Source organism: Ochrobactrum sp. WV_118_8 (assembly GCF_039631535.1).
GTDB classification, from domain to species: Bacteria; Pseudomonadota; Alphaproteobacteria; order Rhizobiales; family Rhizobiaceae; genus Brucella; species Brucella anthropi.
This window is the reverse complement of the sequence record NZ_JBDIUZ010000001.1, coordinates 2,177,663-2,202,891: the sequence shown is the minus strand read 5'-3', so window position 1 is coordinate 2,202,891 and position 25,229 is coordinate 2,177,663. Positions and strand designations below refer to the sequence as shown.

Genomic DNA, 25,229 nt, shown 5'->3' with positions numbered 1-25,229 from the left:
GCGCTATCGAAAAGCCTGCGCTTGCTACGGCACCTCGTCGGAGGCAGTCGGGCCGCCCTCGTTCTCCAGATTGGCAATGCGTTTGGTCTCGGAGCGATTGAATTTCAGGCGTACCCCGACACCGCCACCATTTTCGGGAATGAATTGCGCTCCGGCTTTTTCCAGCGCATTGGCCAATGCCTGTATCTGTTCGCCCGTTGGCGTACCGAGCTTGCGCTCAAACTGCTCGATGGTCGCTGCGTCGATCCCTGACAGTTGGGCCAGACGGTCGCGTGAGAATTCCACAAGCGCTCTGGCTGCACGGCATTGAGGTCCGGTTATCATCATCTGTGTCTCCCCTTGCAGTCATATATAGAAAGAAAAATACTGGAAATGCGCTCTAAATGTTTTTTCTAACGCACATCTAATGATGGTCGGAGTTGCCGACCTTTTTCCCAGCGCCATTGATAATCGTTTCGAGCAGCCAGGGCTTGTGGTCGATTATTTCGGAAAGCTCCTGCAGACCTATTTGCGAACCGGCTTCCTTCAGCAGTGCGTCGGCCACCGAGGCTGATCCGTTCTTGCCTTCCTGCGCCAAACGATGCGCCCGCCGGATCAGAAGTTCTGGTTGTGAAAAACTGCTCTCGGCAAGTCTTTTTTCTATTCGGCGCTGTAGCTCTTCCGGAGCAATCATCTGTTGAATTCCCTTATTCCTGAAAGGCCTGCAACCGGCAGCGGTGCGCAGCCCACATTATAAATCTATGTTGTGATGAAGTTTTTGCCACGTGACAATTCGTACAAATCTGACGTTCCGGCAGATTTTACTATGAGAGCGAGTAGGTGGAGCTGTGAGGCTGTTCTACTTTAGTATCACGGAATAGTAACGAAATATTTCAGCACATCAAATCCGCAAATTGGCCAAATTATTGCCACGCTTTCTCTTGTTTGCATCTGGCAAGCTACTTACATAGCCGGTACGCCTTGGCGGGAAGAGCAGTGGTCAGGTAGAGCGCGCGACGGGAAGCGGATTTCGCTTCACGGCAGTGTGCTGTAGCGGCCAGTGTCTGTTTCCGTTTGATAAACAATAAGAATTCAATGGTTTGAAATGGCCACTCTTCGTTACTTTATTTGGCCCATGGTTTTTACCGTACTGGGTCTCGCTGGTGCCGTTTGGCTCGGTTTCGAAATGACCGGCACTTTTGGGGGAATGGTCTCCGTCTTCATCATCTGTGCAGTTTTGAGCGTTCTCGAAATATCGCTTTCTTTCGATAACGCTATCGTCAATGCGCGCATCCTGCGCGACATGACGCCGGAATGGCAACATCGCTTCCTGACTTGGGGCATTATCATTGCCGTTTTCGGCATGCGCATCATCTTCCCGCTTGCCATTGTCGCCGTTGCCATGTGGACCGATCCGATCTCTGCATTGAAACTCGCGATCTGGCAGCCGGATGAATATGCTCGCGTGATCTCGGAATCCCATACAGGTATTGCTGCCTTTGGCGGTACATTTCTGCTGATGGTCGGCATGAAGTACTTCTTTGATGTCGAGAAGGACGTGCACTGGATCAAGGCCATCGAAAGCCGTATGTCGAAGTTTGCTTCGGTGCAGGGGGTCGAGATCGGTGTGGCAATCGCTCTGATCATCTTCTTCTCGTACCAGCTTGATGCCGAACATTCGCACACCTTCCTGATCGCAGCCCTGTTCGGTCTCCTGACCTTCCTCGCTGTCGAAGGACTGGGCGAGGTTCTGGATGCGACGCAGGAGCAGATGGATATGGTCCATCGCGGTGGTCTCGGCGCCTTCATCTATCTTGAAGTGCTGGATGCCAGCTTCTCGTTCGACGGTGTTATCGGTGCGTTCGCGCTGACCACGAACCTGTTCATCATCGCTATCGGTCTCGGTATTGGTGCATTCTATGTGCGTTCGCTCACTATCATGCTTGTCGAGCGCAAGACGCTGGGTCAGTACCGTTACCTCGAACATGGTGCTTTCTATGCGATCCTGGTTCTGGCGGTCATCATGTATGTCCAGACGCTGGTACATATTCCGGAAGTCATTACCGGCCTTATCGGCGCGGCTTTGATCGGTCTCTCGTTTATGTCTTCGCTGCGCTACAACCGGCTCAATCCGAACTGGCAGGAAGAAGCCGAAGAGGTGACAGGGCACTAGTTGGCCTTGTATCCCTGGATTAGAAGGGCAGCTTCGGCTGCCCTTTTTGTTGGGTGCGCCGAGCATGGCGCGTGGTGCGCAAGCATCGCTCGACCGGGATGGTATCCGTTCGATGACTTGGAGGTGAAAGTCCTCTACGGGCCCTGGTGATGGGAACCGTTAGCCGAACAGCAAGGGCGTTGTCGTAAGGCGGGGTCTGAAGGAAGCTGTAAGCAAAGTGCCGGCCTGACGAACAGGAAGCGCATAAGAGGCAGTCGCATCAGGGCAAGGGGGCCCATTTACCCAAAGCCCGATATCACCCGGATGATGCGGCTGTAGATGCGACAGGTATATGGCATGAAGGTCACGCGTCTTACCTCGGGAGATCTGTCGCCTCGCCACCGGCAACGGTGTGCTACCGCCGCTGAGAAGCGACGGAATAGGGCGGCAGAAGTCAGCAGATGCCGTAGTAGCCGTACCGGACGGCGAAGGGCTGAACATGAAGTGTCGGATGGAGAACGATCTTTCGATGACGACAGCAGATGCAGATAATGGAGCTGAAACGCCCCATGCCCATGCGGAAGGTAGTGGCCGGAAGCTGCGAGAGGATGCCTTGGGCGCATCAAACGTCACGGCAGGATCGTCCAACTCACAACCGAAGGACGCGATGCAACTGATGGAAATGATCGTCAGTCGCGATAACATGATAGCGGCCTTACACCGCGTGGTGTCGAACAAGGGAGCGGCGGGCATCGACAAGATGAGCGTTGGCGACCTGAAGCAGCATCTCGTATCGCATTGGCCGCGCATCAGGGAAGACCTGCTGGCGGGTCGGTATGAGCCAGCGCCGGTGCGCGGGGTGGAAATCCCCAAGCCCGGCGGCGGGAAACGCCTTCTTGGCATTCCCACGGTTCTCGACCGCCTCATCCAGCAGGCGATACATCAGGTGCTGATGCCGATCTTCGACCCAGGCTTCTCCAATTCCTCTTTCGGCTTTAGGCCGGAGCGGAGTGCCCATGATGCGATCCTTGCCGCACGGTCCTATGTGGCCGACGGTTACCGCGTTGTGGTTGATCTTGATCTGGAGAAGTTCTTCGACCGGGTAAACCACGATGTGCTGATGGCACGAGTGGCACGCAAGGTCTACGACAAACGGGTGCTGCGGTTGATCCGCCGTTATCTGCAAGCCGGGTTGATGATGGGCGGGATGACGACAATGCGAAGCGAGGGAACGCCGCAGGGCGGTCCCCTGTCTCCGCTATTATCGAACGTCCTGCTCGACGATCTGGACAAGGAACTGGAACAGCGCGGACATCGCTTCTGCCGCTACGCCGACGACTGTAATATCTATGTGCGGTCAATACGTGCCGGTCAACGGGTGATGGCTTCGCTCACCGCCTTCCTTGGAAGGAGACTGAAGCTGAAGGTCAACGCCACCAAAAGTGCTGTTGACCATCCATGGAACCGGGTCTTTTTGGGTTATACGATGACGTTCCACCGTATGCCCCGCCTCAAGGTGGCGGTACAAAGTGTGAAGCGTCTTCGTGGCAAACTGAAAGCCCAGTTCCGGGCTGGGCGTGGCCGGGCCATTGACGCCACCATCAAGGACCTAGCGCCGATCCTGCGCGGCTGGACAGCTTACTTTAAGCTGGCTGACGTGAAGGGGACGTTCGAGGAAATGGATGGATGGGTTCACCGCAAGCTGCGGGCTACCCTGTGGCGGCAATGGACGAAACCAGCCGCGCGCGCAAGAAACCTGATGCAACGAGGCATAAAGAAGGAGCGTGCATGGATAAGTGCCAGCAATGGCCGGGGACCATGGTGGAATGCCAGAACCTCACACATGCACGAAGCCCTACCGAATGCCTACTTCACCAAAATCGGGCTGATCTCGTTCCTGAAGGAACACCGACGCCTATACTACGCTTCATGAACCGCCGTATACGGAACCGTACGTACGGTGGTGTGGTAGGAGGGCCTAAAATGCCCTCCTACCCGATCCTTGACCGAATCGCCGGAGTTGAGGACCATCACCGGACGCGACTGACATCGCGCTTTCATGCTGCAGATCGTTTTCAGGGGATCATGATCGGCGCGCTGCGGCTCATTCGGGGAAGGGGATTTCCATGATCGTAACACGTTTGAGCAAAACCGCCTTTGTGGCGGCTATAGCCTTTTTCGCAACGCTGGTTTCGTTCGGTAATATCACCGATTACGACACGAATTTCGGCTTCGTGCAGCACGTCCTGATGATGGATACCATCTTTCCCGATGCCACGATCAAGTATCGCGCCATCACTAATCCGATGCTGCACAATGCCGCCTATATTCTCATCATCGCGGCAGAGACGCTGACGGCGATCCTGTGCTGGATCGGGGCGTTTGCGATGCTCGGTCGTCTGACTGACCGGGCGGTCAGCTTCAACCGTTCGAAGAAATGGGCCATTGCCGGTCTTGCACTCGGTTTTCTGGTCTGGCAGGTCGGCTTCATGTCGGTTGGCGGCGAATGGTTCGGCATGTGGATGTCGCAAACCTGGAACGGGATCGAATCCGCGTTCCGGTTCTTCATCACCATCATCGCTGTGTTGATCTTCGTCGTGCTGCCGGACGGCGAACTGGTGGATTGAATTTGACGTTTGAATCCCGACTTCATGAGATGCTTTTTCAAACGCCAAATTCGAAAAATCCACTAGATACATGAAGTTACCAGTGGTCTTTGCGATTCCGACATTTGCTCGGCGCCTGTATCAGAGGGACGCAAATGTCGGAATCAGACCACTAGAGTAAATGTGATGCTGAAACAGGCTCGTCAATCAACTCGACACCAGCCTGTTTCATCTTCTGCAGCATGATGTCCATTGAGCCATTAAGGTTGATCCCGCGGCACGCATCCAGACGGACGCGCACCTGAAAGCCTTCTGCAATGGCGTCGAGCGCCGAATAGGCGACGCAGAAGTCGGTGGCCAGTCCCGCCAGAGTGAGCGAACCAATGTTACGTTCGCGTAAATACCCGCCAAGACCGGTCGGCGTACTGCGGTCGTTTTCGAAGAATGCAGAATAGCTGTCTATGCCGATGCGAAAGCCTTTGCGAATGACGAGTTGTGCCCGCGTCCACTGCAAGTTGGCGTGAAAATCTGCGCCATGACGACCCTGAACGCAATGGTCGGGCCAGAGCGTCTGCAGGCCATAGGCCATCTCGATCGTATCGAAAGGCTGGGCGTGGGCATGAGTCGAGGCGAAGCTTGAATGATTGGCCGGGTGCCAGTCCTGCGTGAGGATCACGTGTTCGCTTTCATCGATCAGCCGGTTGACGGTGGGAATGATTTCGTCACCGCGATCGACGGCTAGCGCACCGCCGGGGCAGAAATCATTCTGGATGTCGACAACCACAAGTGCATGACCGATCATAGAATACTCGCTTTGCTTATTCCGTAACCGACTATAGCCAGACAGGGTTCACGAGACCAGCAATAAGCCGCGTTCTGGTATAACATCGGCAAGAGTGCTACGGACGGCTCAAATCAGACACCAGACAGGAAACCATCATGACAGATGTTATCGTCCGCGACAGCAATGGAACTCAGTTGAATGACGGCGATTCCGTTACCTTGATCAAGGACCTGAAGGTCAAGGGAACCTCCACGACATTGAAGCGGGGAACACTGGTCAAGGGCATTCGCCTCACCGGGAACCCGGACGAAGTCGATTGCAGCACCAAGCAGGTCAAGGGACTGGTGCTGCGGACCGAGTTTCTGAAGAAAGCCTGATTTTCAGAGCGCGCATCTTATTCCAAAAACCGCTTCGCACTTTTCGGGATACGCTCTAAGCATCGATCTCCACGCGACCGCGTGGGCGGCTGCAGCAGGCGAGGATATAGCCCTCGGCAATTTCGTCGTCGCGAATGCCGCCATTGTGATTCATCTCGGTCTCTCCGCCGAGGCACTTCACCTTGCAGGTGCCACAGATTCCGAACTCGCAGGCGCTCGGAATCTTGAGGCCGCCACTACGGGCGGCAAGCAGGATTGTGTCGTTTTCCGTACATTCTACTTCCACGCCGGAAAGGCTGAAGACGACGCTGGCTGCTGCCACGGCCGGGGCGATGGGTGCTGTCGCTGTGCTCGCCGGTTCGGAGAGCGTGGACGGCACCGGAACCGACGAAATCTCGCTGGCCGGATTAAAGCTCTCCTGATGATAGTTGGCCATGTTGAACCCGGCGTCTTCCAGCAGGCCACGTACACCGTTCATGAACGGCTCCGGTCCACAGCAGAAAACCTTGCGATGCAGGAAATCAGGTGCCAGCAGTTCAAGCCGGGCACGGTCTATTCGCCCGTGCAAGCCCGGCCAGACATGGCGTGCCGATGATTGCTCGACAATGAAGGCCAGATGCATTGCTTCCATGCGACCGGCGAGCAGCTCCAGTTCACGGCGGAAAATGATGTCGTCCGGCGTGCGCGCGCAATTGATGAACGCGACGTCGGTCGCAGGGGCACAGTCGAAGAGCCAGCGCGTCATGGAAACCATCGGCGTGATGCCGGAACCCGCAGAGACGAAAAGATACTTTTCGCCCGGATGATTGGCGAGCGAGAAATCGCCGTTCGGTCCGTAAGCCTTGATCTTCATCGGCGGACGCAGATTGTCGAGCATCCAGCGCGTGCCGATGCTGTCCTTCTGCGCCTTGACGGTGACGGAGACGTGGTAGGGGCGGGAAGGGGTCGAGGAAAGCGTATAGGTCCGTAGCACCGGGCCGAGGCCATCTGCCCGTTCAATCGGCAGTTCCAGAGTAACGAACTGGCCCGGCGTATAGCGGAACCAGTTGTCCTCGGCGGTCTTGAAGGAGAAGGTCATGACGTCTGGCGCTTCTTCGATGGCCGAGATGCATTCCAGCATCTGCAACCTGTCGTTCCACGGCAGCATCTCGTCCAGATATTTCAGAGGCTGCATGGCCTTCTCACTTCTTCAACTGCATTTCAAAAATCAGGCGACGCGGCTGAGCTTTGCCGCTTCACCACGCAGGCGCGGCGTAATGGTGTTGGTGTACCATTCGAGGAACTGCATCACGCCGCCTTCATGTTCAACCGAGTAAGGGCCCGGCTGATAAGCGGGCGAGCGAATGCCCACCGCATTTTCTTCAACGATCTGCCGGTCCTGGTCATTGGTCTGGATCCACACATGGGTCAGTTCATCGAGATCATAGTCCACGCCTTCGACGGCATCCTTGTGGACGAGCCATTTGGTGGTGACAAGCGTTTCCTCGGCGCTGATCGGCAGAACGCGGAAGGAAATCGCATGATCTGCCATCAGGTGGTTCCAAGTTGATGGATAGTTGAACATCAACATTGCACCGATATTCGTGTTACCAGCTACCTGATCGCTCAAAGGCTTCTTGACAGCCGCCTTGCCAGACATGGTGTAGCTCACCGCGTCGCGCAGAAGTGGGATGCGGGTGATGCGATAGCGCCCATCTTCGGACATGTTGAATTCTGCAGGCAGACCGATGCTGGCGCAATTCTTCCAGAGCTGGTTGATCTCCGGATCTTCCATCACGCCCTGCACGCCGGTTGCCGACGGAGCTTCCGGATAGGTGCGGCAGAGTTCTGGATGGTTCGCGGCGCAGTGATAGCACTCGCGGTTGTTTTCCCAGACGAGCTTCCAGTTGCCCTTCTCGATGATCGAGCTTTCGAAGGCGACCTTTGCATCCTTGATATTGTGCGGTGCGAGATAAGGCTCGACCAGATTGCGGAATGCACCGAAATCGGGCGCTTCCTCGGCGACGCAGACATAGATATAGCCGGCGACGGTTTCGCAATGAACCGGCTTCAGGCCGTATTCGGCAGGCTTGAAGTCAGGGCCGACTTGACGCGCGAAAAGCAGACGCCCGTCCAGTTCATAGGTCCACTGGTGATAAGGGCAGACGAGCTTTGCGGCGGTTCCCTTTTCAGCCGCGCAAATGCGCGAGCCACGATGGCGACAGGAATTGTGGAAAGCACGAATGCCGCCCTGCGCATCGCGAACGATGACAACAGGATAAGCGCCGATTTGCACGGTCATATAGGAACCGGTCTTCGGCAGCTCGCAATCATGGCCGACAAACAGCCAGTCCTTGTAGAAAATGTTCTCCAGATCCAGCTTGTGATACTCTGGATCGGTGTAGAATTTCTGCTCCAGGCTGAAATTGGGGTCGCGCCCGGTCAACAGCCCCAGCATTTCGTTGCGAACGTCCATAGCCTCGAACCCTTGCTTTCCATCTTGGATCTGCCTTCTGCTGTTCTCCCAGCGACTATGGCTCGATCCGGTGTTCCCTTTGTCTTCCGGAAGCACGGCTTGTCCCGTTATCTCAATGGCTTGCTCACATCTCCCGAGGTCTGTGAACTAGCTTCCGTTATCCCGATTCAATCACTGAACTATTCTAAACGCGCATTGGGATGCGACATGGTTTTCGCGTAAAGACGACACGCCAAAATGTCGCTTTTGCGGCGTGATCAGATCGTCGCAAATATGTGTTACATCCGCCTTCGGAGCGTTTCCGGGATTGCAAATTGGTTTAAAAGCCAGTTACCACGTCAACCACATCCCAATCTGTTTCATTCCATGGGAGGCTCGGTGGCCATGAAACGTTCTGAAATCAACGAAATCATCCGCGAAAGCGACGCTTTCATCCGCTCTTTCGGCTATGTCATGCCGCCTTTCGCATATTGGTCGCCCGAGGAATTGAAGGCGCGGACCTCTTCGGATGCGCATGCCATTCGCGATGCGCGCCTTGGTTGGGATATTACGGACTACGGGCAGGGCAAGTTCGCCGATCTTGGCCTGTTCCTCTTCACCACGCGTAACGGCAACGCAGAAGACCTCAAGCGCGGCGGTGGCATGCTTTATGCCGAAAAGATCATGATCTCGCGCAAGAACCAGCTTTCTCCGATGCACCGGCATGTGGTGAAGGCCGAAGACATCATCAATCGTGGTGGGGGCACGCTGGTGCTGGAACTGTTCAACTCGCTGCCGGATGGCAGTGTGGATGAGCAAACCGACGTGACTGTTGCCACCGACGGACGCCTTGTGACGCAGAAGGCTGGTGCTCATCTGAAGCTGCAGCCGGGCGAAAGTGTGACGCTGCTGCCGGGCAATTGGCATGCTTTCTGGGGGGAAGGCGGCGATGTGCTGATCGGCGAGGTTTCGACCGTCAACGACGACCTGACCGACAATATTTTCCGCGAGCCGATTGGCCGTTTTTCGAATATCGATGAAAACGAGAAGCCGCTGCATCTTCTGGTATCCGACTACGACAAATGGCTGTGAGCCTACCGATATTTCGGTTCTAGCCGCCTGCAAATGGCGTTGTTTGACGTTTCCGGTCTGCATGTAACTTTAAGTGAACGATGCTCCGGTTCTCTAACGCTGCCATTTCCGGCAAACCGGGGCCGGAATCTCACGCGAAGCCAAACTGAAGGACTGAACATATGAAGCTGGCGATGATCGGAACGGGCTATGTGGGTCTGGTTTCAGGTGTGTGTTTTGCCGAATTTGGTTTTCACGTTACCTGCGTCGACAAAAACCCGTCGATCATCGAGCGGCTAAAGGCCGGGAAAGTCACCATCTTCGAGCCAGGGCTTGATGAGTTGATGACCCGCAATATTCGCGATGGTCGGCTGGAGTTCAGCACCGATCTTCCGGCAAGTATCGCCGATGCCGACGTCATCTTCATCGCTGTTGGCACGCCATCCCGTCGTGGTGATGGCGAGGCGGACCTGCAATATATCGAAGCAGCTGCGGATGAAATCGCCGCCGCCATGAAGCCGGGCGCCGTGGTCGTCATCAAGTCGACGGTCGTGGTTGGCACCAATGCGCGCATACGCGACCGTATCAAGGCTGCCAGTCCGGCTGTGTCGTTCTCGATGGTGTCCAATCCGGAATTCTTGCGGGAAGGCTCGGCAATAGAAGATTTCATGCGACCCGACCGTGTTGTTGTTGGGGTGGAAGACGAGCGCGGCAGGGCCGCGATGCAGCGCCTCTATCGTCCGCTTTACCTGCGTGAAACGCCGATGGTCGTCACGTCGCTGGAAAATGCGGAAATCATCAAATATGCGGCCAATGCTTTTCTGGCCATGAAGGTGACGTTCATCAACGAGGTTGCGGACCTTTGTGAGAAGACCGGCGGCAATGTGCAGGAAGTCGCGCGCGCCATCGGTATGGACAATCGCATCGGCTCGAAATTCCTGCATGCCGGTCCGGGCTTCGGCGGATCGTGCTTCCCGAAGGATACGCGGGCCTTTGCTGCGACGGGCAAGAAATATGATGCGCCGCAATCGCTGATCGAACAGGTCATTGCGGTCAATGAGACGCGCAAACAGTCGATGGCCGAACGGATCGTGACTGCGGCCAAGGAAAACGGTGCAGACACGGTTGCTGTCCTGGGCGTCGCCTTCAAGCCGAACACCGATGATATTCGCGAGTCTCCTGCGCTCGACATTATCGCGGCCATTCAGAAAGCCGGGATCAAGGTTCAGGCGCATGACCCTGAGGCCATGGACGCTGCCAGGGCGGTGCTTCCTGATGTTGTCTGGTGCAATTCAGCTTACGAAGCGGCGAAGGGCGCAGGCGTCGTTGCCCTGCTGACCGAATGGAACGCTTATCGTGCGCTGGATCTTAAGCGAGTGGCCAATGTCATGGCCGGAAATGTGCTGATTGATCTGCGCAATGTCTACAAGGCAGAAGATATTGCAGGCACCGGGCTAGATTATCGTTCGGTTGGGCGGACGCTTCGGGCCTGACTGGTGGTCTGATTCCGACATTTGCATCCCTCGGATATGAGCGCCGAGCAAATGTCGGAATCAAAAAAACCACTAGTAACTTTATGAATCTAGTGGATTTTTCGAATTTGACGTTTGAAACGGGATTTATATCGGACGGGTATCAAACGTCAAATTCAATCCACTAGAGCATTTCCAGCAAAAGTGGAAACCGGTTTTGCGTCCAGAAATGCTCTGGAAACGACCGGGGAGTTTACTCCCCGGCTGTCAGCCGCTTCTTCTCATTGGCGATGAGCCAGAGATTGCGAACATAGACGATGAGGCCAAGTCCTTGGCCAGCGATGAAGACCGGGTCTTTACGCTGGATCGCATAGATCAGCAGCAAAGTGCCACCGAAGAGTGAGAAGAACCAGAAGGCAACCGGCATGACGCTGCGTTTTGCCTTTTCGGAAGCCAACCACTGCACAACGAAGCGCATGGTGAAACAGGCCTGAGCGACGAAGCCCAGCACGATCCAGCCATCCCACTGGGCCACGAAAACCTCGTGCAGCCACTGTGACAGGCTGTTGAAAATATCAGTCATGGGTGATCTCTCTCACACGCGGAACGACCTTGCGGCGCTTCCGCAGCCACCAGACGCCATAAAGGTCCAGAATGCCACGCACTCCACGGTCTAGAATGCCGTAATTGGATTTGCCGTGGCGGCGTTCGCGGTCGACAACATCGACATGCACGACGTCGAAACCTTCGCGGATTGCCAAAGCAGGCAGATAGCGATGCCATCCGTCAAAGAAAGGCAGTTGCCGGAACAGGTCAGTGTGCAGCGCTTTCAGGCCGCAGCCGGAATCGCGGGTCTTGTCCTTGAGGATCGCGCCGCGCAGATTGTTGGCAAAGCGAGACGAAAGCTGCTTGAGTTTCGTATCCGTGCGCTTGAGGCGCTGTCCGGCTGCAATGCCGTAATCAGGCCCGGCCTTTAACAGTGCATCTGCCAGAACCGGGAGATAGGCGGGGTTGTTCTGTCCGTCGCCATCCATAGTCACGACGATCTTGCCGCGTGCCGCGAAAACACCGGAGCGCACAGCAGCGCTCTGGCCTGACGACCGGTCATGGCGCAGATGGCGGAGTGGCTTGCCGGCATGAATGCGGCCCGCGAGTACATCGCTGGTCGAGTCCGTCGAACCGTCGTCGACGACGATGACTTCGTATGCGCGGCCCTGCATGGCGGCATCGACTTCATCCAGCAAAAAGGCAAGATTGTCGGCTTCGTTGCGGCAGGGGATAACCACAGAAATCGTCGGTGTGTCCAAGCGGAGTGTTCCTTTATTCCTCGCGCTATCTGCTTAAGCTCGGCTTTCCTGCCCGGAAACCCGATAACGCGCAAGGCGCGCTCCATAGCATTGATTGGATGGCAAAGCCAAGACGGTTCAAGTAAACGTGAGTTCTGGCCCGGATAATAGCTCTATTGATCGGTTGACTGCCGTTTTTTAGCCGGACATTGCCGGATACGGAAGAGCCTCCGCCAGCCAATCCAGAAAATTCTGTGTCACCTCATCCCGGTTGATTTCATTGAGGCTCTCGTGGCGGGTGGCGGGCAGGATCGTGCAATTGACACGCTCGAAACCCATTTTCCGCATTCTGTCTGCCAGTCTGCGCACGGCGGCCCCGTTCACCGTTGCAGGGTCTTCGGCTCCACCAACAAGATTGAAGGGCATGTTTCGCGGGATATTGGAAAAGTTCCGGTCGTCGGCGCCGCGGCGGATCAAGCGGAAAATGTCGATCCATAACGCCACGCTGACATCGAAGCCGCAAAGCGGATCGGCGACATAGGCGTCGACCTCTGCCGGGTCGTGCGAGAGCCAGTCGAATAGCGTGCGGTGGCCCTTTATGGATCGACCCCAGGCGCGGAAAGTCATCTTTGGCAGAATGGTGCTCGGAACATCCGAGCCTTTCAGCATGCGCTCCATATAAAGAAGTGCGAGCGCTGCAGCGCTTTCCGCGCCACCATCGACATTGGCATTCCAGATCGCGGCGGCATCGACTGTGTCAGCGTAGTCCAGAACATAGTTCAGCGCGATCAGCCCGCCCATGGAATGTCCGAAAAGCACGACCGGAAGGCCCGGATGGTTCTCGTGAATATGCCGGTTAAGCGCGCGCACGTCCTCGATAGCCACAAGATGGCCCTGCTTTTGTGCGAACATTCCCCTTGGCGCATGAGCACCGATATTGGCGCCGTGGCCGCGATGGTCGTGGATATAGACGTGGTAGCCCGCCGCGACCAAGACGGACGCGAAGCGTTCATAGCGTGCGGAATGTTCGGCAAGGCCGTGGCATATCTGGACAACGGCTCGCGGTGTCCCGGCGCGGACGGTGCGGAACGGGAGTTCTGATTTGTCTGAAACCGGCAGATGATGAATGGTTTTGAATGTCATTTCGCCATCTGATTTTATGCCGTGCAAATAGTCAATCTCCTCCGTTGCGGCGTCGATTAAACAGGCACTGGAACGGAGTGTGAATGAATTTTAGGCAATTGCGTTTTTTGTGCAGATTCCGCTTGAAAAGCGCAAAAGCTTGGGCAAATCTAGCTTTGCAGACGGGGTTTTTGAAGGGCAATCGGGGGCGTTTTAAACGGGATTCCACGTCATAACTTGCAGGCCGTCCGATGAAAGGGAGGAAACTTTCGCGGACGGTGGCCAGAGGGGAAACCGGGTGACGGAAATATCCGCGCCCGGTTTCATTATTTATGGTTTTCGTCAGAGTTTGATTTGCGGTTCCGGCTGCTTCCGTTTCGTGGGTTGCCGTTTGCGTCCGGGGCATATTTGGCCTACATACGCGTCAGCAATTTCCGCGCGGTTCGGCAATGTTAAGACCGATCGCGCTTCTCAACCTGCGGAGACGACGCGCTTTATGGCACGCCAGTTCATTTATCACATGTCCGGCCTCAATAAGGCCTACGGCAACAAGAAGATTCTGGAGAATATCCACCTCTCCTTTTATCCCGACGCGAAGATCGGCATTCTCGGCCCGAATGGCGCCGGTAAGTCGACCATCCTCAAGATCATGGCCGGTCTCGATAAGGAATATACCGGCGAGGCCTGGCTGGCCGATGGCGCGACCTGCGGTTATCTCGCCCAGGAACCGGAACTCGATCCTTCCAAGGACGTGCTTGGCAATGTGATGGAAGGTGTTGCCGCCAAGAAGGCGATCATCGACCGTTACAACGAACTGATGATGAACTATTCCGACGAAACCGCGGATGAAGGCGCGAAGCTTCAGGACATCATCGACAGCCAGAACCTCTGGGATCTCGAAAGCCAGGTTGAAATGGCCATGGAAGCGCTGCGCTGCCCTCCGGGTGACGCCGACGTGACCAAACTATCGGGCGGTGAAAAGCGCCGTGTGGCACTTTGCAAGCTTCTGCTTTCGAAGCCTGATCTGCTGCTTCTTGACGAGCCGACCAACCATTTGGACGCCGAAACCACCGCATGGCTTGAAAAGCACCTGCGTGAATATCCGGGTTCAGTGCTGATCATCACCCACGATCGCTACTTCCTCGACAATGTGACGGGCTGGATTCTCGAGCTCGACCGTGGTCGCGGCATTCCTTATGAAGGCAATTATTCCGCCTATCTGGAAGCCAAGGCCAAGCGCATGCAGCAGGAAGGCCGCGAAGAGGCTGCCCGTGAAAAGGCGCTGTCGCGTGAACGCGAGTGGATTTCTGCAAGCCCGAAGGCCCGTCAGGCCAAGTCCAAGGCGCGTATCAAGGCCTATGACGAACTGGTCAAGAGCGCGGAAGAGCGTCGCCCTGGCGATGCGCAGATCATTATCCCGGTCGGCGAGCGACTCGGTCAGGTGGTCATTGAGGTCGAGGGTCTGTCGAAAGGCTATGGCGACCGTCTCCTGATCGACGATCTGAGCTTCAAGCTGCCAGCAGGCGGCATTGTCGGTGTGATCGGCCCGAACGGCGCCGGTAAATCGACGCTCTTCAAGATGCTGACGGAGCAGGAACAGCCGGATAACGGTTCGGTTCGTATTGGCGATACGGTTCATCTTTCCTATGTGGACCAGAGCCGCGACGCGCTCGATGCCAACAAGACCGTCTGGGAAGAAATTTCCGGCGGCAATGACGTCATCAAGCTCGGCAAGTTTGAAATGAACTCCCGAGCCTATTGCGGTGCGTTCAACTTCAAGGGCGGCGACCAGCAGCAGAAGGTCGGCAATCTTTCCGGCGGTCAGCGCAATCGCGTTCACCTTGCCAAGATGCTGAAGTCCGGCGGCAATGTCCTGCTGCTCGACGAACCGACCAACGATCTCGATACGGAAACGCTCGGCGCGCTTGAAGACGCGCTGGAAAACTTCGCTGGCTGCGCCGTTATCATCAGCCACGATCGTATGTTCCTCGACCGTCTGGCAACACATATCCTCGCATTCGAAGGCGACAGCCATGTTGAATGGTTCGAAGGCAACTTCGAGGACTATGAAGCCGACAAGATCCGTCGTCTTGGACCGGATAGCGTCAACCCGAAACGGGTGACCTATAAGCCGCTCACACGGTAAGGTTTGAGATGTTCAGGCTCTGGCGGTCTGCAAATGGCGTGGTTCTGCGCTTCCGGTGCTCACGTACGCAAAGTACGCTCCGCTCCGGTTCTCGAACCTCACCATTTTCGTCTCGCCATAGCCAGAACCTCAACGAACCTTTGGCGCTTTAAAGCTAAGGCCGGTGCAATGCACCGGCCTTTTTTATTTGATGAAGGGAAGCATGATGAAAGACTGGTCTGCAAAGCAATATCTGAAGTTTGAAGACGAACGCAGCCGCCCGGCACGCGATCTTCTGGCCCAGATACCGGTCGATAAGCCGCGCAAGGTTGTCGATATCGGCTGCGGACCGGGTAACTCGACGGAGCTTCTGGTTGAGCGTTGGCCGGAAGCTGATGTTTCCGGCTTCGATACATCGCCAGACATGATCGAGAAGGCCAAGGTCCGCCTGCCGAAGGTGGATTTCGCCATCGGCGATGTGGCGAGCTACGAGCCGGATGCGGAAACCGATGTCCTCTTCTCCAATGCCGTTTTCCAGTGGCTGCCGGATCACATCGAGCAGATGAAACGCCTCTTGTCGCTGCTTCGTCCCGGCGCGGTGCTGGCCGTCCAGATGCCTGACAATATGGGCGAGCAGACCCATGTCGGTATGCGTGACGTCGCAAAAACAGAGGCCTTTGCTGCCAAGATCGGCGCCAAGGGCAGGGGACCTCTGCCCCCGGTGATGGAATATTATAATGCGCTCGCCGGTCAGGCCGCCCGGCTCGATATATGGCACACGGTTTATAACCATCCGCTGGATGGCGTTGATGCGATTGTGGAATGGGTAAAGGCGACCGGATTGCGACCGTTTCTCGATCCGCTCGATGAACAGGAGCAGGCCGACTATCTGAAGGCTTACAAGGCGAGGATTGCGCCGCATTATCCGGTGGCAGTAGACAGGAAAGTCCTGCTGCGTTTTCCGCGTACTTTCCTGGTTGTTCAGAAGAGATAGTTGCCCGAAGATCGCTCTACACGGGGAATTGATCGATTGCCCGTGTAGAAGAAGCCAATTATTTTATAATTATTTCAATGCCTTATATTGGAGGCTCATCGCTCGGTAACGTCAATTATGCATTTAAGCAATTTCTAATATTGGAATAGATTGCATGCAAACGATTTTGTTCCTATGGTCTGGCCGCATCCTGAAACCGCTCTAAATATGAGCTGTCATGATCGTAACGCCGCGATGCGCGCCATCCCCGTTGCGATTTCGTTCAGGAGGCCGGTTTCGATGCTCTTGCTCCGTTTTTATTTTTCAATGGGAATGAACGCCGAGGCCGCCGGTTCAAGGACTGTTTCAGGCGTCTTTGCGTCTTCGCAATAGATCCAAGCAGCGTGATTTCGACCGGGAGGACATTTCAAATATGAGCCTGCTTTCGGGTTGAATGCGGTTCGTAATTTTATGTTTACGAAGTGAAACAATCGCCGATTTCGGTAATCCCTGCTTGGGGTCGGCGGCTTGCAGGCTGTTTGAGAACCGCCTGCTATCGGGAGTTTTCAGAATGAACAATGCAGAAATGCATGCTGACGCCAATGGCGAGGTCGAAGCGGCACATGATGCCCATGACACGCGCCGCCGCGTCTTTGCCATCGTGGCCAGCGCATCGGGTAATCTGGTGGAGTGGTACGATTTTTACGTCTATTCCTTCGGTGCGCTTTATTTCGCATCGCAGTTTTTTCCTGCGGAGGACCAGACCAGCCAGTTGCTGAATGCGGCTGCGATTTTTGCGGCTGGATTCCTCATGCGCCCCATCGGTGGCTGGCTGTTTGGCCGTATTGCCGACAAGCTTGGTCGGCGCACATCCATGCTGATTTCGGTTACGATGATGTGCCTTGGCTCTTTCGCCATCGCCATTTTGCCGACCTATGAAACGATAGGTGTTCTGGCGCCATTCCTGCTGTTGATCGTGCGCCTCTTGCAGGGCCTTTCCGTGGGCGGCGAATACGGCACTACCGCTACCTATATGAGCGAGGTGGCGCTGGCTGGGCGCCGTGGTTTCTTCTCCTCGTTCCAGTATGTCACGCTGATTGGCGGGCAGTTGCTCGCTGTTCTTGTGATCGTGGTCCTGCAGTTCTTCCTGACATCGGACGAGCTTCATGCCTGGGGTTGGCGCATTCCATTCGCCATCGGCGGTGTTGCAGCCATCGTCGCGCTTTTTCTGCGGCGGACCCTTCACGAGACCTCGACGGAAGAAACCCGCAACAACAAGGCGGCGGGCAGCTTCGCCAATATCTGGAAGAACCATCGCAAGGCCTTCCTTGTCGTCGTCGGCTTCACGGCTGGCGGTTCGCTCGCCTTCTATACTTTCACCACGTATATGCAGAAATATCTGGTCAACACTGCTGGCATGAGCAAGGAAACGGCCAGTGAAACCATGACCTTCGTGTTGTTGGCCTATATGTTGATGCAGCCGCTCTTTGGCGCGTTGTCCGACAGGATCGGACGCAAGACGATGATGATTGGCTTTGGCGGCATTTCAATCCTGACAACAATCCCGCTCATGACGCTGATCGGTTCGGTGCAGAGCTCGACCTGGGCATTCATCTATATCGTGATCGCTCTGGCGGTTGTCAGCATGTACACCTCCATCAGCGGCATCGTGAAAGCGGAATTGTTTCCGGCGGAAGTGCGGGCGCTGGGCGTCGGATTTTCCTACGCCATCGCCAATGCGATCTTTGGCGGCACGGCTGAATATGTGGCGCTCTGGTTCAAGCAGCAGGGCATGGAAAGCGGCTTCTTCTGGTATGTGACCGCGATGATGGTGATTGTCTTCGTCGTCAGCCTTGTGATGCCGAACCCGCGTGAACATGGATATCTGCAAGGCCACGGCACCGAGTAGCCGGTGTTCTATCGCGTATCAAACGCCGCCTGGGGGCGGCGTTTTCACATCTCCACGGCTTCGTCGTCTTCGGGCGACAGAAGGCGCGTGGCGCGCCATTCGGTCAGCTTGGTGTTGATCGCATCCAGCACGAAGAAACGCGCTGAATCCTTGTCATATCCATCATCCCGCAGTGCATCGTAATCAGTATGCGTGTGGCGCACATGCGCGACCGTCGCCAGCCACACGGCAGTAGACGGCGGCAACGTCTTCATATGGGGGCTGAGCGCCGCAGCGCGGATCGGCTCGGAATCCGAATAGGGTACGGCTGGAAGCAGGAGCGTCAGCGATTTGGCGATTGCCTTCTGGCGCATTGTGCCTGCACGCATGGCTTATCCTTACAGTCAGTTATTGAGGCGAATCCTTTGTCTGCTTCATTGTGCCACGAAAATCGCTTGCGCAGGAATTACTTTCCATATAAACATATCTTTATATCTTTACGGATTGCCGCGATGGACCGTAAATGAGGTGATGGATCAATCAAGAGCGGAAGGCATGACCGGTTTGCAACTGCAACTCGATCTGATGGTAGATGTGCTGAAGGCGGTGGCTGAACCAAGCCGCTTGCGTATTTTGGCGCTTCTTTCGCGCGGTGATCTCACCGTCTCCGACCTGACGACGATATTGGGGCAATCCCAGCCGCGGGTTTCGCGCCATCTGAAGCTGCTTGGAGAAGCCGATCTCATCGATCGCTATCAGGAAGGCGCGTGGGCTTATTTCCGTCTCGCAGACAATGCGATCAGCGGCGATCTTGCGCGAGGGCTTCTGGCCCGCCTCGACAAGGCGGATGCGCTGGTTGAGCGTGACATGGAACGACTTTCGCAGGTGAAGTCCAGCCGTCAGGAAAAGGCCGCCGCCTATTTCAGTGCCAATGCCGGGAGTTGGGATCAGATTCGCAGGCTGCATGTTTCCGAGAATGCGGTTGAAGTAGCCCTCAAAAAGGTTATCGGTGACAAGCCGTTTCAGGCGATGCTGGATGTCGGCACCGGCACTGGCCGGTTGCTGGAGCTTTTTGCCCCGCTTTACCTTCGGGGTGTCGGTATAGACATCAATCGTGACATGCTGTCTGTGGCGCGAGCCAATCTCGACCTTGCAGCCATCGGCAATGCGCAGGTTCGCCAGGGCGATGTCTATGCGCTGCCTGTGGAGCGTGAGAGCTTCGATCTGGTGACCATTCATCAGGTTCTGCATTTCCTTGACGATCCGCTCGCCGCCATTCGGGAAGCCGCGCGGGCATTGCGTCCGAACGGGCGACTGCTGATCGTTGATTTTGCGCCGCACAAGCTCGAATTCCTGCGTGAGGAACACGCCCATTTGCGGCTTGGATTCAGCGACGAGCAGATGCTGGGCTGGATGAGAGATGCCGGTCTTGAGCCGGAAAAGACACTGGAACTGGAGCCGAAGGCGGCCAATGGAGAAGAGGGGCTGACAGTGAAGCTGTGGCTTGCTCGCGATCCACGCCTTCTTATCGCCGATCCGGCTTCGCATGTCTCCCAAAAGTGGGAACCGGTTTTGGGATAAAGACAATGCGACAAAAACAGATAATGAGCATGACGGAGACAGTTTGATGGGTTTTTACGGTCTTTCCCGCCGACCGGATGTTGGCCAGACCACCCGGGTATCGTTCGAATTCTTCCCGCCCAAGTCGGAGGAAATGGAACAGCGTCTCTGGGATACGGTGACGCGGCTCGCTCCGCTGCAGCCCGAATTCGTTTCCGTGACTTATGGTGCCGGTGGTTCCACACGTGAACGTACGGCGCGTACCGTGGCGCGCATCCTTAAGGAAACCGATGTCAAACCAGCGGCGCACCTGACCTGCGTGGATGCAACACGCGAGGAAGTCGATCGTGTCGTGCGTGAATTCGCGGCTCTCGGTGTCAACCGCTTCGTGGCGCTGCGCGGCGATCCGGCAGCGGGTATTGGTGAGAAATATGTGCCGACACCGGGTGGTTATCAGAATGGCGCCGAACTGGTTTCCGGTTTGCGCAATATTGCCGATTTCGACATTTCGGTTTCCGCCTATCCGGAAAAGCATCCGGAAAGCCCGGATTTTGCCACCGATATTGATATGCTGAAGCGCAAGGTCGATAATGGTGCAACGCGCGCCATCACCCAGTTCTTCTTCGAGAACGACCTTTACGAGCGTTATGTCGAGCGTGTTCGCCGTGCTGGTATCTATATCCCGATCGTTCCAGGTGTTCTGCCGGTGCACAATTTCAAACAGGTCAAGAATTTCTGCGCGCGGTCGGCGACGCATATTCCAAGCTGGCTGGCGGAGCGTTTCGAAGGACTGGACAACGATCCGCAGACGCATCAGCTGGTAGCGGCCGCAATCGCCGCCGAGCAGGTGATGGATCTGATCGAACGCGGCGTGCAGGATTTCCATTTCTACACGATGAATCGCGCCGATCTGCCCTTTGCGATCTGCCACATGATCGGCATAAGGCCGAAGACGGAAGCAGCTCTGGAAGTTGCCTAAGATAAAGAAAGCCCGGCGGTGACGCCGGGCTTTTCATTTTCGTGCGGGTCGGCCTATCCTCAAAACCGAAGCCGCCGTAATGGTTTAGGCTAATTCCCCTAAGGGATGACGCCTGCTATCAACGCTGCAACAAATGCAAATGCCGCACAGATCATGAGGACATTTAAAGATCGCGTAAGTCCCATTGGTCTGTCTCCTTCATATGCGCCCGGGTGACCGGACGCGCGCTGGTAGGAAGCTGGAATCTAAGCGCAAAACGCCTCGAACAAAAGAAGATTTCGTGCTGCAATCTGGCGTGATGGAGAAATAAACCTATCGTTTACCACCTAAACTATTGAAATATTTGACTAGAAAAATTTGTTCACATTTCATGAAAAAGACACCGAACTGCTACGTTTGGTACTGTTTTCGCCGTAGTTGCCACCGGCTTTTGGCGGTGTTTTTTGCGCGTTTTAGCGAATTAGCGCCAAATATGCCGACAAGGTGAGGATAGATATCACTGTCGAATAGAGGATGACGTTGGAGGTTATCGCCGCCTCGCGACGATAGTGCTCGGCCAGCATGAAGGGGCCTGTGCCAGTCGGAAGTGCTGCAAGAAGGGCAGCGCTTTGCGCGAGCAGGGGAGGTAGTCCGAATACATAGACCGCCAGCAGCCAGGTTGCGAGCGGCTGGACGATGAGCTTGACCGAAACAAGAAAAGCGATGGCATTGACGCTTTCGCGTTCGATCTTGCGCGGCTGGGCGAGGAACAGGCCAAGCGCTACCAGTGCGCAAGGGGATGCGGCACCACCGAGCATCTTCAGGAAGGTTTCGGCCGGGGCGGGGATGGTGAGTCCCAGAAAGGACACCAACGCGCCGAGCGCCGGAGCGACAAGCAGTGGATTGCGGATCAGGGACCGCATGACTTTCCAGATGAGATGAAGCGGCTTCTTCTCTGTCTGCAGGCCGATTTCGATCAGCACGATCGCAAAAGCAAAGGTGACGCAGACGGTGATGATGATCGAAATGGTGGTTGCTGCCAAAACGCCTGACCCGAAGGCGATCATCGAAAGCGGAATGCCCATATAGCCGGTATTCGGGTAGGCGGCGTTCAGCCCGTCAAGCGCGGTATCCGCCAGAGGCAGCTTTCCACGCAGTCGCACCAGAAAGGGCAATGCGAAAGCAATGGCGCTTGAAAGCAGAAACACTGCGATGAACCCCGGCTGCCAGAGCTCGCTGCCATGCGTATTGGCCATGATGTCGAAGAGAAGGGCGGGCAGCGCCAGATAGACGACGAAACGGTTCAGCTCCGCTATCGCATGAGGCCCGAGTATTTTCAGCTTGAAGGCTCCCCAGCCGGAGAAAATCAGCGCAAAAACGGGAAGGACGACAATCAGCGTTGTGAGCATGGGGCGCATTTCATTTCAGGAAAGGAAAAGGCGCGGTTTTTTGAACCGCGCCTTGTCGAGATCAGAGCCTATCGAGAAGCTCTTGTGTCGGCCATGAATCGGCAGGCATTCCAAGGCGCATCTGTTCGGCGCGCACGGCATCGCGGGTCAGGAGACCGAACACGCCGTCGATCTTTCCGCCCATGTCGTAACCGCGGGCCTGGAGCTTGGTCTGAAGTTCCTTTAGCTGGTCCTGTGTCAGACCCGGAACTGGATCGCCCGGATCGAAGGCAGGTGCACCAGCCAGACGTGTTGCGAAATAAGCAGCCGTTGTGGCGTAGACGATGGACTTGTTCCATTCCACGAACACGTCGAAGTTGGGATAGGACAGGAAAGCCGGTCCCTTGCGGCCCAGCGGCAGTAGAAGCGACGCGTCGCCATCATCCGGGCCGAGTGGACCGTTGAGGCCCATCACACCCTGCTCAGCCCACCAGGAATGTGGCTTGCGGTTGGTGCGGATCGCTTCTTCCCAAGGCAGATCCTTGGTCAGGCGAACTTCCTCCAGCCAAGGTTGGCCACGCTTCCAGCCGAGTTCCGAAATCATGCGGCCTGCGGTCATCATGGCATCGGGAACGCTGCCCTTCAGATCGACCTTGCCATCGCCGTCGCCATCGACGCCACGTTCAAGATAATCCTTCGGCAGAAGCTGCATCATGCCGATTTCGCCAGCCCATGCGCCGGTTGTCGCGGCATCGACGACGCCCTGATCAAATAGCTTGAGAAGGGCGATCAACTGCGGGCGGAACAGATCTGGACGGCGGCAATCATAGGAGAGGGTGACAAGCGCATTCAGCGTGTCGAAATCACCCTGAATGGCGCCATAGTCGGTTTCAAGCCCCCAGAAAGCGGCAAGGACTGGCCCCGGAACGCCATAGGTATCTTCAACCTTCTTGAAGACGTCGGCATATTTGGCCAGATTTTCACGACCCTTCTTCAAACGCGCTTCCGAGATGAGGCGCTTGGAAAACTCGGTGAAGGTCAGGTTGAAAACAGTCTGCTTGCGGTCGCGATCAAGCACCTTTTGCTCAAGCATGGCCTTGTGCAATTCGGCGATGCCCTTTTCGCCGACACCGGCGTCGCGGGCTTCTTTGGTCAGATTGTCCATCCACTGGCCGTAATCGATCTCGCATTCCGGCTTGGGAAGATTGACGGTGTTTTCAGTTGGCGTCGCAGCAGGCGCCGGAGACGCGGCGGCTTGTGCACCCGACATGGTTGTCGATGCAAGCAAGGCGGCTGCGATAACTGAAGCAAAAAACTTCATTGGTAACTCACACTAATAGATTGGGAGCAAAAGGCTCCCTTTCGGGGATTGTTTTAGCTATTGCCCCAACAAGCCCCGGAAATGAAGCAAAACTTGGTGTGAACTGCCAAACTGCGCCGTGTTAGCGGACCTTGTTGCTTTCCAGCCACTTTTTCCACGAGTTGGCATCGCCTGCGAAGACATTGATATCGGCGTCGCCCTTAATGCCGGGAATGGAGCCGGTGCCGGTATATTGCCAGAACGTCCACGGATGCGGGCCGTACTTCTCGTCCGGATGACCGGCAACGGAGCGCAGCCAGAACGGATAGTCTGCCATCTGCCGCAAGTCGTTGTCATCGAAGAAATCGACCGTCGTGTAAACAATCGGGCGTTTGCCGTAATGCTTTTCCAGCGCCTGCAGGAAGATGCGCATTTCCTTGCGCACAACGGCTGCGTTGGGGCGCAGCTTGCAGGTTGGCGATTGCGGGTTCCACTCCATATCGAGAACGGGTGGAAGCGCGCTCGGATCACGCGGCACGTTCTGGATATACCAGCGGGCCTGTTCAATGGCCGGGCGGCAGAAATAGTAGAAGTGATAGGCGCTCCGTGCGATGCCTGCCTGATGGGCGCCGTTCCAGTGTTCCTTGAAACGGTCGTCGACGCGGTCACCGCCCTCTGTCGCCTTGATGAAGGCGAAGGAAATGCCGCTGGCGCGCACGGCGCTCCAGTCAATGTTGGTCTGATATTTGGAAACGTCTGTGCCGTGGATCGGATAGTGCCAGGGCGTTTTGCCGGTCCAGTCGTGCGGGTCGCGATCACCGAAGCGCGGTGCTTTTACCGAGCCGGACGGCGGTGCGATCCGGGCCACCGAGCTGCCCGATTTCTTTACGTCGGAAAAGTCGTAATCCACCGTCGTGCAGGCGGAGAGAAGTAAAGCGCCGAGGGCGAGAATGCTGCAGCTGGCCAGACGGTTCATATAGTGGTTCCGTGTCGCGAATCAGTCCTCTAACGGTTACGCGATCCGGAGGCGGACGTCACCAGTCTGGCGGGCAAGTTTGGTGCTAATCTGTGGCAGAGGGTGGCATTGTCGAACGAACAACCGTTATCCAGGCAAAGCCGCGATAAAGAATGCGCTTCTCAACGACAGCACTGCGTTCCTGCGCAAGCTGGTCGCAAACCGCGAACAAGTCGCTGCGCGGTGTGACATGGAACCATTCCAGCCATTGGAAGAGTGCCTTTCCGAACCAGCGCGGCAGCCGGGCCTGATCGCCAAAATCGACGATATGCAATTCTCCGCCCGCATTGAGGTGCCGGATGCTTTCACGAATGACCGACTGCCATTGCGGTATCATCGATACGGCATAGGAAATGAAAATCCGGTCGAAGCCAGCTTGCCCGAACAGTCGTTCTGGATCGAACTGGGCCGCATCCGCACGATCAAGCCGGACGCGATCTTCGATGCCAGCGCGCTCCGCCGCCCGGCGTGCCGTATCCAGCATTTCTGCTGAAATATCGATGCCGAAGAGTTTTGCATCGGGGTAGTTTTCTGCAGCTTTTATCAGATTGCGGCCGGTGCCGCAGCCGATCTCCAGAACTGTGCCGTCCTTGGGTACGGACAGTCCTGCGATCATGGGGTCGCGACCCAGAAGATAGTATTTGCGGGTCGCGTCATAGAAGTGTCGCTGACGACGGTAGACCCGATCCATGAGGTTGGCATGGTCTATACCCTGAACGCTCCATGGGCTGCGCGACAT

The 25,229-nt window shown here is 56.1% G+C and carries 24 protein-coding genes; 11 read left to right on the top strand and 13 right to left on the bottom strand.

Annotated elements, in window-relative coordinates:
* Positions 1-24 precede the first annotated feature (24 nt).
* Both ABDF71_RS10685 and ABDF71_RS10680 read right to left on the bottom strand, forming a co-directional pair.
* On the bottom strand, positions 25-327 hold the full coding sequence (locus tag ABDF71_RS10685) for a helix-turn-helix domain-containing protein (RefSeq protein WP_012091718.1): 303 nt from the start codon (positions 325-327) through the stop codon (positions 25-27).
* Positions 328-403: 76 nt separating this feature from the next.
* Entirely contained in the window at positions 404-673 is a 270-nt protein-coding gene (locus tag ABDF71_RS10680) for a hypothetical protein (RefSeq protein ID WP_010659690.1), read from the bottom strand.
* Positions 674-1,084: 411 nt separating this feature from the next.
* Between ABDF71_RS10680 and ABDF71_RS10675 the strand changes: the two genes are divergently transcribed.
* The 3 genes from ABDF71_RS10675 to ABDF71_RS10665 all read left to right on the top strand — a co-directional run bounded on the left by ABDF71_RS10675 (position 1,085) and on the right by ABDF71_RS10665 (position 4,758).
* Positions 1,085-2,152, top strand: coding sequence for a DUF475 domain-containing protein (locus ABDF71_RS10675; RefSeq protein ID WP_012091719.1), 1,068 nt, complete (start codon positions 1,085-1,087; stop codon positions 2,150-2,152).
* 508 nt (positions 2,153-2,660) lie between these two features.
* Positions 2,661-4,064 (top strand): group II intron reverse transcriptase/maturase, encoded by a 1,404-nt coding sequence (gene ltrA, locus ABDF71_RS10670; RefSeq protein WP_011982869.1) that lies wholly within the window; start codon positions 2,661-2,663, stop codon positions 4,062-4,064.
* A 193-nt stretch (positions 4,065-4,257) separates the two neighbouring features.
* Complete coding sequence (locus tag ABDF71_RS10665; RefSeq protein WP_010659692.1) at positions 4,258-4,758, top strand: DUF2165 family protein; 501 nt, start codon at positions 4,258-4,260, stop codon at positions 4,756-4,758.
* A 151-nt stretch (positions 4,759-4,909) separates the two neighbouring features.
* Here ABDF71_RS10665 and pncA read toward each other — a convergent pair whose 3' ends face one another.
* Positions 4,910-5,539: a bifunctional nicotinamidase/pyrazinamidase gene (gene pncA / locus ABDF71_RS10660; protein WP_012091720.1), complete on the bottom strand. Its 630-nt coding sequence runs from the start codon at positions 5,537-5,539 to the stop codon at positions 4,910-4,912.
* 137 nt (positions 5,540-5,676) lie between these two features.
* Between pncA and ABDF71_RS10655 the strand changes: the two genes are divergently transcribed.
* Positions 5,677-5,898, top strand: a complete 222-nt coding sequence (locus tag ABDF71_RS10655) for an alkylphosphonate utilization protein (RefSeq protein WP_010659694.1) — start codon at positions 5,677-5,679, stop codon at positions 5,896-5,898.
* Positions 5,899-5,953: 55 nt separating this feature from the next.
* On the opposite strand, the gene ABDF71_RS10650 is transcribed toward ABDF71_RS10655, so the two are convergent.
* Both ABDF71_RS10650 and ABDF71_RS10645 read right to left on the bottom strand, forming a co-directional pair.
* Positions 5,954-7,072, bottom strand: a complete 1,119-nt coding sequence (locus ABDF71_RS10650; protein WP_012091721.1) for an FAD-binding oxidoreductase — start codon at positions 7,070-7,072, stop codon at positions 5,954-5,956.
* 33 nt (positions 7,073-7,105) lie between these two features.
* Positions 7,106-8,353, bottom strand: coding sequence for an aromatic ring-hydroxylating oxygenase subunit alpha (locus ABDF71_RS10645; RefSeq protein WP_012091722.1), 1,248 nt, complete (start codon positions 8,351-8,353; stop codon positions 7,106-7,108).
* A gap of 384 nt (positions 8,354-8,737) precedes the next feature.
* On the opposite strand from ABDF71_RS10645, the gene ABDF71_RS10640 reads away from it, so the two are divergent.
* Positions 8,738-9,424: a D-lyxose/D-mannose family sugar isomerase gene (locus tag ABDF71_RS10640; RefSeq protein ID WP_012091723.1), complete on the top strand. Its 687-nt coding sequence runs from the start codon at positions 8,738-8,740 to the stop codon at positions 9,422-9,424.
* A 161-nt stretch (positions 9,425-9,585) separates the two neighbouring features.
* Positions 9,586-10,896, top strand: coding sequence for a UDP-glucose dehydrogenase family protein (locus tag ABDF71_RS10635; RefSeq protein WP_012091724.1), 1,311 nt, complete (start codon positions 9,586-9,588; stop codon positions 10,894-10,896).
* Between the two features lie 232 nt (positions 10,897-11,128).
* Here the strand turns inward: ABDF71_RS10635 and ABDF71_RS10630 are convergent, their stop codons facing one another.
* From ABDF71_RS10630 to ABDF71_RS10620, 3 genes are all read right to left on the bottom strand, one after another.
* The gene (locus tag ABDF71_RS10630) at positions 11,129-11,458 is read right to left on the bottom strand and encodes a lipid-A-disaccharide synthase N-terminal domain-containing protein (RefSeq protein ID WP_012091725.1); all 330 of its coding nucleotides are present in this window, start codon (positions 11,456-11,458) and stop codon (positions 11,129-11,131) included.
* Positions 11,451-12,182 (bottom strand): glycosyltransferase family 2 protein, encoded by a 732-nt coding sequence (locus ABDF71_RS10625; RefSeq protein WP_010659700.1) that lies wholly within the window; start codon positions 12,180-12,182, stop codon positions 11,451-11,453. Before ABDF71_RS10625 ends, ABDF71_RS10630 begins: the two co-directional genes overlap by 8 nt.
* Positions 12,183-12,359: 177 nt before the next feature.
* Entirely contained in the window at positions 12,360-13,304 is a 945-nt protein-coding gene (locus ABDF71_RS10620) for an alpha/beta fold hydrolase (protein WP_151663993.1), read from the bottom strand.
* Positions 13,305-13,779: 475 nt separating this feature from the next.
* Between ABDF71_RS10620 and ettA the strand changes: the two genes are divergently transcribed.
* From ettA to ABDF71_RS10605, 3 genes are all read left to right on the top strand, one after another.
* A complete protein-coding gene (ettA, locus tag ABDF71_RS10615) occupies positions 13,780-15,429 on the top strand; it encodes an energy-dependent translational throttle protein EttA (protein ID WP_012091727.1) in 1,650 nt (549 codons plus the stop codon).
* Between the two features lie 205 nt (positions 15,430-15,634).
* Positions 15,635-16,402, top strand: a complete 768-nt coding sequence (gene tam, locus ABDF71_RS10610) for a trans-aconitate 2-methyltransferase (protein WP_151663995.1) — start codon at positions 15,635-15,637, stop codon at positions 16,400-16,402.
* A 550-nt stretch (positions 16,403-16,952) separates the two neighbouring features.
* Complete coding sequence (locus ABDF71_RS10605; RefSeq protein WP_029376068.1) at positions 16,953-18,290, top strand: MFS family transporter; 1,338 nt, start codon at positions 16,953-16,955, stop codon at positions 18,288-18,290.
* Between the two features lie 44 nt (positions 18,291-18,334).
* On the opposite strand, the gene ABDF71_RS10600 is transcribed toward ABDF71_RS10605, so the two are convergent.
* Positions 18,335-18,658 (bottom strand): DUF2293 domain-containing protein, encoded by a 324-nt coding sequence (locus tag ABDF71_RS10600; RefSeq protein ID WP_010659706.1) that lies wholly within the window; start codon positions 18,656-18,658, stop codon positions 18,335-18,337.
* 166 nt (positions 18,659-18,824) lie between these two features.
* Between ABDF71_RS10600 and ABDF71_RS10595 the strand changes: the two genes are divergently transcribed.
* On the top strand, positions 18,825-19,850 hold the full coding sequence (locus ABDF71_RS10595) for an ArsR/SmtB family transcription factor (protein ID WP_010659707.1): 1,026 nt from the start codon (positions 18,825-18,827) through the stop codon (positions 19,848-19,850).
* Positions 19,851-19,896: 46 nt separating this feature from the next.
* Positions 19,897-20,808, top strand: coding sequence for a methylenetetrahydrofolate reductase [NAD(P)H] (metF, locus tag ABDF71_RS10590; RefSeq protein ID WP_012091731.1), 912 nt, complete (start codon positions 19,897-19,899; stop codon positions 20,806-20,808).
* 452 nt (positions 20,809-21,260) lie between these two features.
* On the opposite strand, the gene ABDF71_RS10585 is transcribed toward metF, so the two are convergent.
* From ABDF71_RS10585 to ABDF71_RS10570, 4 genes are all read right to left on the bottom strand, one after another.
* Positions 21,261-22,196, bottom strand: a complete 936-nt coding sequence (locus ABDF71_RS10585) for an AEC family transporter (RefSeq protein WP_094513930.1) — start codon at positions 22,194-22,196, stop codon at positions 21,261-21,263.
* A gap of 61 nt (positions 22,197-22,257) precedes the next feature.
* On the bottom strand, positions 22,258-23,496 hold the full coding sequence (locus ABDF71_RS10580) for a lytic murein transglycosylase (RefSeq protein WP_151663991.1): 1,239 nt from the start codon (positions 23,494-23,496) through the stop codon (positions 22,258-22,260).
* 121 nt (positions 23,497-23,617) lie between these two features.
* Positions 23,618-24,451 carry a glycoside hydrolase family 25 protein gene (locus ABDF71_RS10575; RefSeq protein ID WP_094513929.1) on the bottom strand — a complete coding sequence of 278 codons (834 nt, stop codon included), beginning with the start codon at positions 24,449-24,451 and terminating at the stop codon, positions 23,618-23,620.
* Between the two features lie 85 nt (positions 24,452-24,536).
* The gene (locus tag ABDF71_RS10570) at positions 24,537-25,229 is read right to left on the bottom strand and encodes a class I SAM-dependent methyltransferase (RefSeq protein ID WP_010659711.1); all 693 of its coding nucleotides are present in this window, start codon (positions 25,227-25,229) and stop codon (positions 24,537-24,539) included.

Excerpts from the sequence above, each read along its gene's own strand:
- ABDF71_RS10680 (WP_010659690.1), bottom strand. The coding sequence starts at position 673 with ATGATTGCTCCGGAAGAGCTACAGCGCCGAATAGAAAAAAGACTTGCC.
- ABDF71_RS10600 (WP_010659706.1), bottom strand. The coding sequence starts at position 18,658 with ATGCGTGCAGGCACAATGCGCCAGAAGGCAATCGCCAAATCGCTGACG.
- ABDF71_RS10640 (WP_012091723.1), top strand. The coding sequence starts at position 8,738 with ATGAAACGTTCTGAAATCAACGAAATCATCCGCGAAAGCGACGCTTTC.
- ettA (WP_012091727.1), top strand. The coding sequence starts at position 13,780 with ATGGCACGCCAGTTCATTTATCACATGTCCGGCCTCAATAAGGCCTAC.
- ABDF71_RS10585 (WP_094513930.1), bottom strand. The coding sequence starts at position 22,196 with ATGCTCACAACGCTGATTGTCGTCCTTCCCGTTTTTGCGCTGATTTTC.
- tam (WP_151663995.1), top strand. The coding sequence starts at position 15,635 with ATGAAAGACTGGTCTGCAAAGCAATATCTGAAGTTTGAAGACGAACGC.
- ABDF71_RS10580 (WP_151663991.1), bottom strand. The coding sequence starts at position 23,496 with ATGAAGTTTTTTGCTTCAGTTATCGCAGCCGCCTTGCTTGCATCGACA.
- ABDF71_RS10635 (WP_012091724.1), top strand. The coding sequence starts at position 9,586 with ATGAAGCTGGCGATGATCGGAACGGGCTATGTGGGTCTGGTTTCAGGT.
- ABDF71_RS10575 (WP_094513929.1), bottom strand. The coding sequence starts at position 24,451 with ATGAACCGTCTGGCCAGCTGCAGCATTCTCGCCCTCGGCGCTTTACTT.
- ABDF71_RS10620 (WP_151663993.1), bottom strand. The coding sequence starts at position 13,304 with ATGACATTCAAAACCATTCATCATCTGCCGGTTTCAGACAAATCAGAA.
- ABDF71_RS10655 (WP_010659694.1), top strand. The coding sequence starts at position 5,677 with ATGACAGATGTTATCGTCCGCGACAGCAATGGAACTCAGTTGAATGAC.
- ABDF71_RS10645 (WP_012091722.1), bottom strand. The coding sequence starts at position 8,353 with ATGGACGTTCGCAACGAAATGCTGGGGCTGTTGACCGGGCGCGACCCC.
- ltrA (WP_011982869.1), top strand. The coding sequence starts at position 2,661 with ATGACGACAGCAGATGCAGATAATGGAGCTGAAACGCCCCATGCCCAT.
- pncA (WP_012091720.1), bottom strand. The coding sequence starts at position 5,539 with ATGATCGGTCATGCACTTGTGGTTGTCGACATCCAGAATGATTTCTGC.
- ABDF71_RS10650 (WP_012091721.1), bottom strand. The coding sequence starts at position 7,072 with ATGCAGCCTCTGAAATATCTGGACGAGATGCTGCCGTGGAACGACAGG.
- metF (WP_012091731.1), top strand. The coding sequence starts at position 19,897 with ATGGGTTTTTACGGTCTTTCCCGCCGACCGGATGTTGGCCAGACCACC.
- ABDF71_RS10605 (WP_029376068.1), top strand. The coding sequence starts at position 16,953 with ATGAACAATGCAGAAATGCATGCTGACGCCAATGGCGAGGTCGAAGCG.
- ABDF71_RS10630 (WP_012091725.1), bottom strand. The coding sequence starts at position 11,458 with ATGACTGATATTTTCAACAGCCTGTCACAGTGGCTGCACGAGGTTTTC.
- ABDF71_RS10685 (WP_012091718.1), bottom strand. The coding sequence starts at position 327 with ATGATGATAACCGGACCTCAATGCCGTGCAGCCAGAGCGCTTGTGGAA.
- ABDF71_RS10675 (WP_012091719.1), top strand. The coding sequence starts at position 1,085 with ATGGCCACTCTTCGTTACTTTATTTGGCCCATGGTTTTTACCGTACTG.
- ABDF71_RS10570 (WP_010659711.1), bottom strand. The coding sequence starts at position 25,229 with ATGTCGCGCAGCCCATGGAGCGTTCAGGGTATAGACCATGCCAACCTC.
- ABDF71_RS10665 (WP_010659692.1), top strand. The coding sequence starts at position 4,258 with ATGATCGTAACACGTTTGAGCAAAACCGCCTTTGTGGCGGCTATAGCC.
- ABDF71_RS10595 (WP_010659707.1), top strand. The coding sequence starts at position 18,825 with ATGACCGGTTTGCAACTGCAACTCGATCTGATGGTAGATGTGCTGAAG.